This window comes from Aestuariibaculum sediminum, assembly GCF_014596945.1.
In the GTDB taxonomy this organism is placed as follows: Bacteria; Bacteroidota; Bacteroidia; order Flavobacteriales; family Flavobacteriaceae; genus Aestuariibaculum; species Aestuariibaculum sediminum.
In genome coordinates this window covers 211,566-225,061 of record NZ_JACVXB010000002.1, presented here as the reverse complement: position 1 = coordinate 225,061, position 13,496 = coordinate 211,566, and the positions used below count along the sequence as shown (strand labels likewise).

At 33.4% G+C, this 13,496-nt stretch carries 7 protein-coding genes; 2 read left to right on the top strand and 5 right to left on the bottom strand.

Annotated features, from left to right (window positions below):
* Positions 1-10 precede the first annotated feature (10 nt).
* From ICJ83_RS05790 to ICJ83_RS05770, 5 genes are all read right to left on the bottom strand, one after another.
* A complete protein-coding gene (locus tag ICJ83_RS05790) occupies positions 11-1,012 on the bottom strand; it encodes a T9SS-dependent choice-of-anchor J family protein (protein ID WP_188229432.1) in 1,002 nt (333 codons plus the stop codon).
* Between the two features lie 208 nt (positions 1,013-1,220).
* Complete coding sequence (locus tag ICJ83_RS05785) at positions 1,221-2,150, bottom strand: DUF5017 domain-containing protein (RefSeq protein ID WP_188229431.1); 930 nt, start codon at positions 2,148-2,150, stop codon at positions 1,221-1,223.
* A 28-nt stretch (positions 2,151-2,178) separates the two neighbouring features.
* Complete coding sequence (locus ICJ83_RS05780) at positions 2,179-3,762, bottom strand: RagB/SusD family nutrient uptake outer membrane protein (RefSeq protein ID WP_188229430.1); 1,584 nt, start codon at positions 3,760-3,762, stop codon at positions 2,179-2,181.
* Positions 3,763-3,772: 10 nt separating this feature from the next.
* Positions 3,773-6,961 (bottom strand): SusC/RagA family TonB-linked outer membrane protein, encoded by a 3,189-nt coding sequence (locus tag ICJ83_RS05775; protein WP_188229429.1) that lies wholly within the window; start codon positions 6,959-6,961, stop codon positions 3,773-3,775.
* A gap of 154 nt (positions 6,962-7,115) precedes the next feature.
* Positions 7,116-11,219 (bottom strand): hybrid sensor histidine kinase/response regulator transcription factor, encoded by a 4,104-nt coding sequence (locus tag ICJ83_RS05770; protein ID WP_188229428.1) that lies wholly within the window; start codon positions 11,217-11,219, stop codon positions 7,116-7,118.
* Positions 11,220-11,513: 294 nt separating this feature from the next.
* On the opposite strand from ICJ83_RS05770, the gene ICJ83_RS05765 reads away from it, so the two are divergent.
* Both ICJ83_RS05765 and ICJ83_RS05760 read left to right on the top strand, forming a co-directional pair.
* Positions 11,514-12,305, top strand: coding sequence for a gluconate 5-dehydrogenase (locus ICJ83_RS05765; protein ID WP_188229427.1), 792 nt, complete (start codon positions 11,514-11,516; stop codon positions 12,303-12,305).
* A 4-nt stretch (positions 12,306-12,309) separates the two neighbouring features.
* Positions 12,310-13,491, top strand: coding sequence for a DUF4861 family protein (locus ICJ83_RS05760; protein ID WP_188229426.1), 1,182 nt, complete (start codon positions 12,310-12,312; stop codon positions 13,489-13,491).
* The last annotated feature ends 5 nt before the right edge of the window (positions 13,492-13,496 follow it).

Here is a 13,496-nt window from a genome sequence, read left to right as displayed (position 1 = left end):
TGGATTAAATTTAGTTCAGAATAATTTTTTTAGTTAACAAATTGCCTTTTATGTCTTCTAATTTTAAAATATAAATACCTTTTGAAAATCGACTTACATTTATAACTTCATTAAACCCACTTTTGTAAATAGTTTTTCCTGTAATATCGATTAAATGAACATTTTTAATTATAATATTTGGGTTTAAACTTCTAATATTCAATTGATTTTTAACTGGATTTGGATACAGGCTAATACCATCAACCAAAAATGGTTTGTTTACGGATAGTAAAGGTGTTGTAGAACCAGTATAAGTTAAATCTGAAATATTAAAAGTTCCATTTCTATTAGTTCCTGAATCGAAGGCACCTCCCACAGGTCCATTTGCACTAGATTGCCTTCTAATAGCAATAGCGAACTGAGTGCCACAAGTAATTTCCGACAAGTCTACCGTCTGAGTTGTCCATACCCCGTCTGCACCCATTTCGGCTGAATCTGCTACTGGAGTTGTTGTAATTGGGGTCCAAGTAACTGTCGTTGGATCAGTACCTGTAACAAAATCTGTTGCATATAATACCGAAGTATCTGTGTCTAAATTAGCTCCTCCATCCTCACGAAACGTTGTTCTTGTTGAGAATGTGAAAAATTTAGACCCCGAATCATAGGAACTTAAATCTATAGAATTAACTACCACCCAAACGTCGGTATCATAATTCGCACTTCCGTCATTGGCTTGAATTCTTAAGGACCTATTGTCTCTCACATCTCCAGCCGGATAATTATTATCTGGTCTTATATACCCTATTTCTCCTGCAGTCAATCCATCTGCAGGAATTGATGAGTTTCCGCTAGGAGTTAAAGTTGCTTCAGATATTGTCACTTCAAACCCTGAGACTCCTGTAGTATATCTCATATCCTCGTAAAAAATAAGGTCATCTCCAGGTAAACCGGTTCCATTGGTTGTTTGTGCAAATTGTTTAATACTAACTGTAAACAGTATTAAAACTAATAGTTGTTTGGTAATTTTTCTCATGATTAAAGTTTTTAGTTATTCTTCCGAGATAAAATTACTTCACTTCAACACGAATTTAACGTGCCTAGCTATTCTAACAAGAGGGGTTTCCTATTCAATTATAGTTTACAATGCCCATTTCAAACAAATTCATCACAAACTACATTAAAAAAAAACCGGCATTATTATAAACAATACCGGTCTTACCAAATTACAAATAAATGAGTGTTTACTCTATTACTTTAATTGTAAATTGTTCTACTTTTTCCTTATTTCCATAAATTGTAGTATTGTTACCGACCATAGTAACAGTATATACTCCTGGGGTTGCATATGTATACTCGAAATTATTTAACAATGTTGAATATGATTTTAAATTAATCCCCATATCTGGATTTACAGCAGTTAAATTAATTGCATTAGTAATTAACCAATCTTCATTAACTATTCTGTCGCTGTTACCACGCATTCTCCAATGTCCTTTACCTGAATCCCAGTACCACTTCGCAGCATTCCAGGCATCAACAACACCCTGCACATCCACTGGAGTGAATCCAGGTGTAGTCTCATCTGCAACGGTCAAGGGAGCTGGAGCTTCTTCTACATCCATCTGAATACTTAAATCATTGAAATACCATTCAGCTCCACGATCTACTACATTATCAGAAAAATATCTGAAACCAAAATAAATAGTATTGCCATCAGCTAAATCTGTAATATCAACAATACCTGAACTTTGAAAGGTAAAATCGTACCGTGTAGAAATATCAAATCGATCTGTTATTTCTATCCAAGTAGCACTATTCACAGCCTCCGGAGTTCCAGAACCATCATAATCTTTAGAGTACCAAACGGTGAACGTATCTTTAGCATTAGAACCTAATCCCCATTTTTGAGAATTTTCAAACGACATAGTTACAGTACCTTCTGCATTGGTTCTGTCCTTGTATTTATATTGATGTCCAAATTCGCCTGAATAAAACTTCAAAAAATCCGGAGCATTACTTACCGTAAACATTACTGGTTCGCCTGCCTTAACCTCAAGCGAATTAAGTATTACTTTGAATTCAGGGGTAGATACCTCTTCTAAATTATCACAACTTTGAATCAAGGATGTAGCTACTATTAAAAATACTACTATTATATTAAAACTCTTCATTGTCTATTTGTTTAAAATTATCATTTTACTACCAATTTGGATTCTGAATTACCAAATCGTTCGCTCCTAACTCTTGTTCTGGAATAGGTAAAAGTTTATGCTTACTATCATCATAATTCATATAACTATCCAAATAATATCCTTGTAGGGTATTTGTTCTGGTGGCAGGCACACCCGTTCCATATAGTGGCCAATCAGTATTTTCTGTTCCATCGGCCGCCTGTAAAGCCTGTATAGTTTCCTGCACTTTTTCTTGCATAACTCCCCATCGAATTAAATCATACTTACGTAAGCCTTCAAAACATAACTCCAATCGACGTTCTTCCTGAATCAATTCGGTTGTAATTGTGCCTGTTATGGGTGTTGCATGAGCTCTGTTTCTAACTTTATTTACAGCATTTAAAGCTTCAGTCGATCCTGGATTTAATTGATTTTCAGCTTCTGCATACATTAACAAAACATCGGCATATCTTAACACTGGCCAGTGATGCGGTCCATAACTACCTGTTCCTCCAGACTCTAGTAAACGACGATATTTTGATGCCGCATAAGCCAATTGATTAAACGAAGTTGCGAATTCACAATTATTGTTTCTTGGAATGTAATAAGGAGAAACATTCCATAGCCCACGTTCATCATTTGCATCATTTCTATAGGCATCTGTTAATGATATCGTTGCTGAAATTAATCCAAAGCCTCTGTTATTACATGAACCATCATCCACTCTAAACCCAATTGTGGAGCCTAACTTCCCTGATTGTTGCTGATCCTGATTTCCAAAGAAAAAACCTATTTGAAACAACACTTCCTTAGTATCATACTGTTCTTGTGCTAATTTATTGAAGACATCCTCATAACTAGAGTTTAACTCATGGTAACCGTTATCCATAACTTTTTTAGCCCAATCTCTTGCTTTTGTATAGTAGTCCCCATCGTTAGCAAACGGTTCTCCTGCTCGATAAAGACAAACTCTTGCTAATAACCCCTGAGCTGCAGATTTACTTGCCCGACCAGGTGCCACTTCTTGAATGTCTTTTAAGTTAGCTTCGGCATATTCCAAATCTGAAATGATTTGTTTATACACATCTACTCCTTTGGTTCTTGGTAATAATTGTTTTATTGTTGTTTCTGTGGGCAAGGGAATACCCTCTAAACCACCAAAGTTTCTTTGTAAATCGAAATATAAATAAGCCCTAATAAAACGAGCTTCAGCTGTAAATGCTACTTTCTGTGCATCAGTTAAACCTTCAGAGTTATTAACCTCTACAAGCATAACATTCGCTGCATTTACGCCTTCATAAAGCAAAGTCCAAGCATCAAGAACATCTGAATTATTGCTGGAAAAACTATTTTCTAAATAAAAACGATTAACACTTCTATTTTCAAAACCTTCATCGGTTCCAGCTGATGGATACATTGCATTAATAACAGATTCTCTATAAGCTCTCACCACCCTACTATATACCCCCATTAATCCTGCCGTGGCTCCTGCTTCATTTTGATATAGGGTTGCTGACCCTAACCCATCCTGTGGTAAAATATCGAGTTTATCATCACAACTAAAAATGACGAAAAAACAACATATTGTAAATATTATATTCTTTATTTTCATGATTGCGCGTTTAAAAAGTTAAATTAAGACCAAGACTAACTGTTCTTGTAACAGGATAAGACGAATAGTCAACACCTGGCATAATTGGAGACCTATTAACCGATACATCGGGATCAAAGCCGCTATAATTTGTCCAGGTAATTAAATTCTGTGCAGACAAATAAATAGAAGCCGCATTTAAGCTTAGCTTTTCGGCCAGGTCCTTAGAAAAATTATAAGACAGGTTAATTGTTTTTAAACGAATATAACTACCATCTTCAATTACTCGTGATGAAACATCTTCAAAGCCTCTTCCACCAGCTCTAAACAAATCTGTATTTTGATTTGTTGGCGTCCATCTATTAATTACGGTCGCATATTGATTTTGCGCATAATAAGCCATTTCTTCAAAAATAAGTCGGTTGGCATTTAATATATCATTTCCATAGGACCATTGAAAGAACACGCTTAAGTCAAAACCTTTATAAGAAAATGTATTTCCTAAACCGCCAAAATGTTCTGGTAAACCATTGCCTATTACTGTTTTGTCATCTGCTGTTATTTTTCCGTCACCATTTAAATCTTTATATTTTTCGTCTCCTGGCTGGCGAATAGCCGAACCTCCATCATAATCTGGTTGTCCTGCTTTTAAAACATGTGTAGCATCATCTGGATTATAGTTTACGAAGTCTTCAGGTTGATATACGCCATCTGAAATATAACCAAACATATTACCTAAAGGCTGTCCTTCCTGAACAATAAACTGGTTAGAATTATATCTTTGATAATACCTTGGGTTTCCGAATATAGGTTTACCATCTGGCAAAGACATTACTCTATTCTCATTAAAAGAAATATTGAAATCTGTTACCCATTTAAAATTCTTTTTATCAATGTTTATGGTACTTAGAGCTATTTCCAAACCTCTATTTCTAACCGTTCCACTGTTTTTCCATATAGTACTAATTCCCAAAGTTGGAGGCGTATCCGCATTAATTAGCAAATCTTCCGTATTTTTCTCATATACCTCAACGGTTGTTGATATTCTTCCGTCAAAAAAACCTAGATCAACGCCGGCATTATACATTTCTGTTATTTCCCACTGCACATTAGGATTAGCTCCAGAAGAGGTTGGTCTTTGGCCTAACACCTCGGATCCATCAATATAGTAGGATGCTAAATCTGAAGTAAATAAATCGAATCTGGCTTCCCCTGGTATTCTGTCATTACCCGTTTTACCATATCCAGCCTTAAATTTCATCTGAGATATGAATCCTAAACTTTTAATAAACGACTCCTCTTCAGCTTTCCAAGCTAATGCCAAAGAAGGGAAATATCCAATATTGTGACCTGGTGCAAATCTTGAAGAGCCATCACGCCTGATGGATGCCGTTAATAAATATTTATTTGCAAATGAATAATTTGCTCTTGCCATAAGTGACTCTATTCTTGATTTCTCACTTCCATTAATATCATCGGTAGTTGATAGTGTTCCCTCATCCAGTGAATTGATTCCCTGACTTTCGGCATATTGTGGAATTTGAATCGCTCGGGTAAAACTTCTTGTAATCGTTCTTACGTTAAGTGAATGCCCTACCAATACGTTTACATCATGTTTCCCAAAAGTCTTATTAAAAGTTAAAGTATTAATAGCCGACAGCGTTTTATAATTCTGATAATCCATGGTTCCGTTAATTCCATTTATAGGGTTAATTAACCTACCATATACCGTATTACTGTTATTAAAAATACCTGTTCTTCTAAAATCTCCATTATAACTACCTTTTGATTCGAATGTAAGACTTGGTATCACTTTATAGCGCAAAGCAAGATTAGATATAAATTGATTGGTTTCCCTTTTTCTGTATTCATTATTTAATGAGACTATAGGGTGCCAGCTGAAAATATTATTAATATCAAATTCATCTGTATTTATTCCATAAAGCGGATTAGCATCTCCGTAATCTTTAAATTTATTGACTACATTAGGATATGTAATTAGGTTTCTCATGAACGAATAGGCAGTATTACCCTTTGTGTCTAATCCCTGAAGCTGCGTATTGGCATAAATCACATTTAACGTTGCATCTAATTTTTTATTTATTTTATGTCTTAAGTTTAACCTACCATTTATTTTCTTGTATTCAGATTTTAGTAAGGTCCCTTCATCGTTTAACATATTTAATGAAGCATTTAACTTTGTTACATCGGTACCACTTCCTAATTTAAGTGTGTGTGATTTTGAAAATCCTGTTCTAAATGCTTCATCCTGCCAGTTAACCGAAGGTGAATTTCTGTAATCCTCAAGACTTCCAACAACATTATCATTGTCATCTACATAAAAACGAGACGCCGCACCAATCGGGTTAATTTCTTCAGCTAATTTTACTGCTTCATATGCTGGTAACACATTTAATTTATTAGCTACATTCTTTACATCTAATCGCGATTCGTAAGTAACTTTTGTCTTTCCTAATTTAGATTGCTTAGTAGTTATTAAAACCACTCCATTTGCTCCACGTGCTCCATAAATAGCTGTGGCCGAAGCATCTTTTAAAATATCAATACTTTGAATATCCGTTGGGTTTAAAATACCAGGATTAAAATCCTCAATAATAAACCCATCTAGAACATAAAGCGGTGAATTATCCCCATTAACCGTATTTTTTCCTCGGATAGTAATTTCTAATCCTGCACCAGGCTCTCCTGTATCGGCTCCTACTTGTACGCCTGTTACACGACCAGCCAAAGCCTGATCAAAGTTTGCAACAGGAGCTTCCTTTAATTTATCCATATTTACTGATGCCACTGAGCCTGTTAAATCCTTTCTTTTTACCGATCCATACCCAACAACAACAGTGGCTTCTAACTGCTGTAAATCGGGAGCCATGCTTACGCTTATTTTAGACTGTTGCCCTACAGTAATCTCAATGGTTTTGTATCCCATAAAAGTAAAGACCAAAACAGATTCCGGAGTTACTTGTATCGAAAAGTTTCCATCAAAATCTGTACTCACTCCATTTTTTGTCCCCTTCTCAACCAAATTTACTCCAGGAAGTGGCAATCCAATCTCATCTACAACGGTACCAGTAACTGTCTTTACCTGGGCATAAGCAGAAAGGCTACTAATTACCATTATTAACAGAAAAACAATATGCATTGTATTCCTGCTGCTAAATTTTGCTGAAAACAGCTTTAACTGATTTTTCATTTTAGTCATTAAATTAAGTTTTGTTTGTGTTTGATTTATTCATACCCAAACTTATAAATCAATTACGGAGAATAAAGGGGGGTATATGCTTATTTAACCGAGGTTTCCTGTTCAAATTAGTAAAAAAGCTCAATAAAGACGGGCTCTCATGGTAAAATTCCTATTATTTCTGGTTTCGGAATTCAGAAGGTAGCTTATCAAATAATTTCTGAAAAGAAGATCTAAAATTCTTCAAATCATTAAAACCCAAATCAAAAGCAATCTCGGAAATAGTCATTTGGGTTTGCTCAATAAGTTGTGCGGCCCTTTTCAATTTTATGGTTCTAATAAATTCCGAAGTTGACTGATCTGTTAACGCTTTTAGTTTTCTGTAAAGTACAGATCGACTCATACCCATTCCTTCTATAAAATCCTGAATTGTAAACTCAGTATTTGTCATATTTTCCTCAACTAAATCTATTGCCTTTTTTAGAAACAACTCATCGGCAGAGGTTACAGTTATTTCTTTAGGTTGAAGTATGACGTCTTTTTTAAATTTATCAATAAGATTTTTTCTTGAGGCCAATATATTCTCTACTCTCAATTTTAAAATTTCAGCATCAAAAGGTTTAGTTACATAGGCATCTGCACCTGTAGAAAATCCAGCCTTTTGAAATTCTTGTGATGTTTTGGCTGTAAGTAATATTATAGGGATATGGCTAGTATTAATGTTAGTTTTAATAGTTTCACAAAGTTCCATACCATCCATTTCTGGCATCATAATATCACTTATAATCAAATCTATTTCCTGTCTTTTAGCTATGCTAATAGCTTCCTTTCCATTAGGCGCCTCAAAAATATTATAAGATTTTTCAAAAATGGATTTAATAAAACTGCGGACATCATAATTATCTTCAACAATTAATAAAGTTGCCAAAGATTCATCAATTGCCGTGGTCTCTTCCTGATCTAGTTTAAAAGGGACTAGTTCTTTTTCCACATAGACAGATTTTTCGATATTATAAAGCTCCTCGGACTGATCAGTTTGCGATTGCTTTTTGATTTGATCTTTACTTAAATGCTCTTTTCCAAATGGTAATAAAACTTTGAAAGTAGTCCCCTTTCCCTTTTTACTTTTTACTTTAATAACTCCCTTATGCAACTCAACCAAGTTTTTTGATAAAGCCAAACCTATTCCTGTACCAGTGCGTTCCCCTAATTGATAATAACGATCAAAAATAAATTTTACATTCTTTTTAGGTATACCTTTGCCATTATCAATCACCTCTATCTTAAGGTATTGCTTTTCTGAGTCATTTCGATACTTGCTGACAGTGGATAATTTTAATGAAATAGTCCCTTGTTCAGGCGTAAACTTAAAGGCATTCGATAACAAATTAAATACCACTTTTTTAAGTTGTGTCTTATCAAACCAAACATTTATTTCTTCTTCTGTACTGGAAAAACTAAAATTAATATGTTTTACTTCTGCCAATTCATTAAATGCCTGTTTAATATCTTGTAAAAAAGGAACAATATTATCTTTTGAGGCTTTTAAACTTAGCTTACCAGATTCATTTTTTCTAAAATCCAGCAACTGATTTATCAATTCCATAAGAATGCTCGCATTTCTATACATAATTTCATGCTGTTTTCTAATAAAATTATTTCTATCATCAATTTTTAACAATCGTTCCAGTGGACCGATAATTAGAGTAAGCGGTGTTCTAAAATCATGAGAAATATTGGTAAACAGCTGAAGCTTCAATTTATTGACTTCTTCTATCCTTTCCTTTTCTAAACGCTCCTGTTTTAATTCGTTACGTTCTTTTATTCTTATTAAACTATATTTCCTTATTTGCCAAAATATTGCAAATGCCAAGAGTAAATAAAGTAAATAAGCCCACCATGTAAACCAAGGGGCAGGTAACACTTTAATAATTAAAGAATCTCCTTCATCATTCCATAAGCCATCATTGTTAGAGGCTTTTACTTTAAAATTATAGATTCCGGCGTCTATATTTGTGTAAGTCGCCGATGTTTTGTTACCAATGTAATTCCAATTTTCATCAAACCCATCTAACTTATAAGCATACTTATTTTTCAAAGGCTGGGAATAGCTCAATGCTATAAAATCTAGATTAAAAATATTTTGATTGTACTTTAAAGTAACTTCCTTCGTCTCATTAGTAATATTTAGAAAAGGTTTATTGTTAACCTGCATGGAAGTAATTGAAACTGGCGGTAAGTAAATGTTTTGCTTTATATCTTTAGGGTTAAATACATTAAAACCATTCGCTCCACCAAAAAATAATTCTCCCTGTTTATTTTTTAAATAAGCGCCAAAATTAAATTCATTACTCTGCAATCCATCTTGACTATTAAAATTTTTAATTTCTAAGGTTTCTGGATTAATTCGGCTTAACCCGTTATTCGTACTCAGCCAAATATTATTTTGCTCGTCTGGGATAATACCATATATAATGTCGTTAGGTAACCCTTGCTGTGTTCCATATTTTTTTGAAGACTTTGTTTTTCTGTTGTAATGGTAAAGACCATCTCCTTCTGTTCCTATTAAAAGATTCCCCTGTTCATCTTCATAAACACCCAAAACAGCTCTGGTGGCATGGGCTTCAGGATTTCTGCCCATATAATTAATTTTTGTAAGTTTCTTACTCTGAATATCAACCTCACATAAACCTATATTTCCACCAATAAGTAATTTATTCTTGTCAGAAGTTTCGTGTATGGTATAAATAATTTTACCCACCCAACCTTGTGCGTCCTTAATTCTATATATAGAATCAGATTCCCTGTTTAAAACATTAATTCCGCCACCCGAAGTTCCTATCCAAATATTACCGTATGTATCTTCCAGTAAAGATATTACCCTATTATCACTAATACTATTGGTATCCTTTGGACTAGTTTTATAAACCTTAAATTTTAATGGTTTTTTGGTTGATTCTAAATAATTTAATCCGCCCTCATGAGTACCAATCCAAAATCCACCTTCTTGGTCTTGAATGATGGTTTTTACATTATTAGCACTTAAACTATTAGGGGTATTAGGTTCATTCATATAATATCTAAATATACCTTCGGAAGCGTCAAAAAAATTAATACCTCCTCCTTCTGTTCCAACCCATAAATTGCCTTGAGAATCTTGGACTATTGAACTTACTACCCCATAATTTAATTTAGTATTATTAGCCCCCGAAGCGAAATGTTTGAAAACATCAAAGCTCCGATCAAAATAACTAATACCTCCTGCATAAGTACCTAACCAAATATCTCCCTTTTCATCTTTAAAAATATCATAAATAGAATTTTGACTAAGACTGTTGGGGTTATTTTCGTCATGGACATAGTGCGAAACTGAAGATTTAGCTAGATTAATTATATAAAGACCATTATAAGTACCCACCCATAAATTTCCTTTGTTATCTTCTTGAATACTTCTTACATCAGTAAGGTTTGATTGATTGAATTTATCAAGATTCTTAAAAAACCTAAAAGTATCATCTTCTTTATCTAATTGAGCCAATCCATTTTTAAACCCTAGCCAAATATTTTTATTTTTATCTTGGTATAATGTCGAAATATTATTTTTATTCAGCTCTTTTGGAGAGTGTTCAGGGTAATTATAATATTTTACTACTCCTGTTAAAACATCAAAAACACCAATTTGTTCGGTTGTTTTAATCCATAATTTATTGTCAATCCTTAGTAAAGCCCTCACTGGACTTCTAAAAAAGAAATTGTCCTTTTCATCATATTTAAAAGAAATAAACTCTTTGGTTATAAGATCTAACTTTTTTAATCCTCCACTTGTACCTACCCATAAGGAAGACTCATCTGCTTGAGTTATGCTCCAAATTTCATTGTTTTCATAACTATCTATAGTTTCAAAATAAAATCTATCAAAGGAATTGCTATTTTGGTTGTATTTATTTAAACCATCAATCGTACCTATCCACAAGTTTTGATTTGCATCCTCGTATATACATTTAATTAGACTATGACTTAAACTAAGCGAATCTTGAGAGCTATGTCTATAAGTATGAAATTCTCTACCATCATACCGATTTAAACCATCTCGAGTGCCAAACCATAAAAAACCAACTTTATCCTGTTCGATAGCTAAAACAGAATTTTGTGACAGCCCATCATTCAATGAATACTGCCTAAATTTCAATGATTTAAATCCATTTATATCATTCTGCGCTAAACTTATTGATTGAAACGCAAAAAAAATAATGAACAAGCTATGTAGTTTAATTCTCATAATTCGTCAACTCTAATTAAATCATGTAAAATATTATGACAAATATAGGTATTATAATTAATAACCATTTTCAATAATACATTCCAAATATAAGATTATATCAATAAAATGTGCTCGAACACAATAAAATAATGTGTTCGAGCACATTTTGTCAAAAAATCCTTTTTTAAAATAAAAGAATTATCTACATTCGCACTAATTCCAACAAAAGCAAGTTAATTTACTCCCCTAAAACTTGCTGGTTATAATTATTGTACAAACTATTCAAACTATATAATTTTAAAATTATTTATTATGTCAATTAATTTATTTGATTTAACAGGAAAAACAGCGTTAATAACAGGTGGAGTTCATGGTTTAGGTATGGCTATGGCAAAAGGTTTAGGACATGCTGGAGCAACTTTAGTTATTAATAATAACTTACAAGAGCCTTTGGATAAGGCCATCGAGGAATACAAAGCAGAAGGCTTTAATGTTCATGGTTATGTTTTTGATGTAACCAACGATTCTAAAACGGCACAAGCTATAAAACAAATTGAAAAAGAGGTAGGCCCTATAGATATTTTAATTAATAATGCAGGAATCATTAAAAGAACACCTATTATCGAAATGGAAGTGCCAGATTTTGAACTTGTTGTAAAAGTTGATTTGGTTGGCCCCTTTATTGTATCAAAATATGTCGCAAAAAACATGATTACAAGAGGTAGTGGTAAAATTATAAACATTTGTTCTATGATGAGTGAACTTGGAAGAGATTCTGTAAGTGCTTACGCTGCTGCAAAAGGAGGTTTAAAAATGCTTACGAAAAGTATGGCGACAGAATGGGCTAAACATAACATTCAAACCAACGGAATAGGTCCCGGATATTTCGCAACTAGTCAAACAGCTCCTATTAGAATTGATGGTCACCCTTTTAACGATTTTATTATTAGTCGTACTCCAGCAGGCCGCTGGGGAACTCCAGAAGATCTACAAGGTGCTGCTGTTTTCTTAAGTTCAAATGCAAGTAACTTTGTAAACGGACAAATAATATATGTAGATGGCGGTATTTTGGCTACTATTGGAAAACCATCTAACGAAATTTAATATTATGAATCTATATAAAACCATAATATCGTACTTACTTGTTGGATTTGTAATACTCACGTCTTGTACAAAAAAAACAAAAACTTTATCTATTAAAATTCAAAACACTTTAAATGTAGACAGATCGTTTGAGACAATTGAATTAACTAAGGCTTTTTTAGACCTTGAAAGCCTGGATAAAATTAGAATTCGAAATACCAAAACATGTGATTTTGAAACTACGCAAACCATTGATGCTAATGACGATGGAATAAGTGATATTATTCTTTTTCAACCAAAAATATCAGCCAATTCAGAAACTATTTATGAAATTGTATATGATTCTAGTATCATTATTCCTGAAACTGAAGCAATCTGTTATTCCAGATTTGTTCCTGAACGAACTGATGATTATACGTGGGAAAATGATAAAGTAGCCTTTAGAGTTTATGGTCCGGCAGCTCAAAAACTAGCTGTAGAAGGAAATCCAAAAGGAACGCTTTCAAGTGGTATTGATGCCTGGCTAAAACGTGTAAATTATCCCGTGATTAATAAATGGTACAAAAAAACCATTGAAGGCACTGGATCATACCATGAAGATACAGGTGAAGGCCTTGATAATTTTCATGTCGGCGTTAGCCGAGGTGTTGGCGGTTTAGCAGCAAAAGTTGATACGACATTTTACTTTTCAAAAAACTACACTGAATGTAAAACCATTGCAAATGGCCCTATACGCACTAGTTTTTATTTAAAATATGATACTTGGGATGCTGATGGCAAATCTATCTCGGAATCGAAAATTATTAATCTTGATAAAGGTAACAACCTATCAAAGTTTATTATAACAATAAATGGTATTCAGGACGTTTATGCGGGTTTAACGCTTCATGAAAAAGATGGTGAAGTCACAGGGAATAATGATATGGGATGGGTTAGTTATTGGCAACCCCACGATGATTCAGAACTAGGAACAGCAATTATTGCCTCCAAAAACACCTTTTTAGAGTTTGAAAAGTATGATACGGAAATAAAAGATTTAAGTAATGCTTATGTACATTTAGAGGTTAAAAACAATCAGGTAGTCTATTATGCAGGTTTTGGATGGAAAAAGAGCAAGCAGTTTATGGATAAAAAACAATGGGAAAATTATTTAAACTCGTTTTCAAAATGTATTAATACCCCTTTAAAGGTTTACATAGTGAAGTAAACACA

What these genes read in the sequence shown, in the direction of transcription:
- ICJ83_RS05760 (WP_188229426.1), top strand. Translation starts at nt 12,310, where the DNA reads ATGAATCTATATAAAACCATAATATCGTACTTACTTGTTGGATTTGTA.
- ICJ83_RS05780 (WP_188229430.1), bottom strand. Translation starts at nt 3,762, where the DNA reads ATGAAAATAAAGAATATAATATTTACAATATGTTGTTTTTTCGTCATT.
- ICJ83_RS05785 (WP_188229431.1), bottom strand. Translation starts at nt 2,150, where the DNA reads ATGAAGAGTTTTAATATAATAGTAGTATTTTTAATAGTAGCTACATCC.
- ICJ83_RS05765 (WP_188229427.1), top strand. Translation starts at nt 11,514, where the DNA reads ATGTCAATTAATTTATTTGATTTAACAGGAAAAACAGCGTTAATAACA.
- ICJ83_RS05790 (WP_188229432.1), bottom strand. Translation starts at nt 1,012, where the DNA reads ATGAGAAAAATTACCAAACAACTATTAGTTTTAATACTGTTTACAGTT.
- ICJ83_RS05770 (WP_188229428.1), bottom strand. Translation starts at nt 11,219, where the DNA reads ATGAGAATTAAACTACATAGCTTGTTCATTATTTTTTTTGCGTTTCAA.
- ICJ83_RS05775 (WP_188229429.1), bottom strand. Translation starts at nt 6,961, where the DNA reads ATGACTAAAATGAAAAATCAGTTAAAGCTGTTTTCAGCAAAATTTAGC.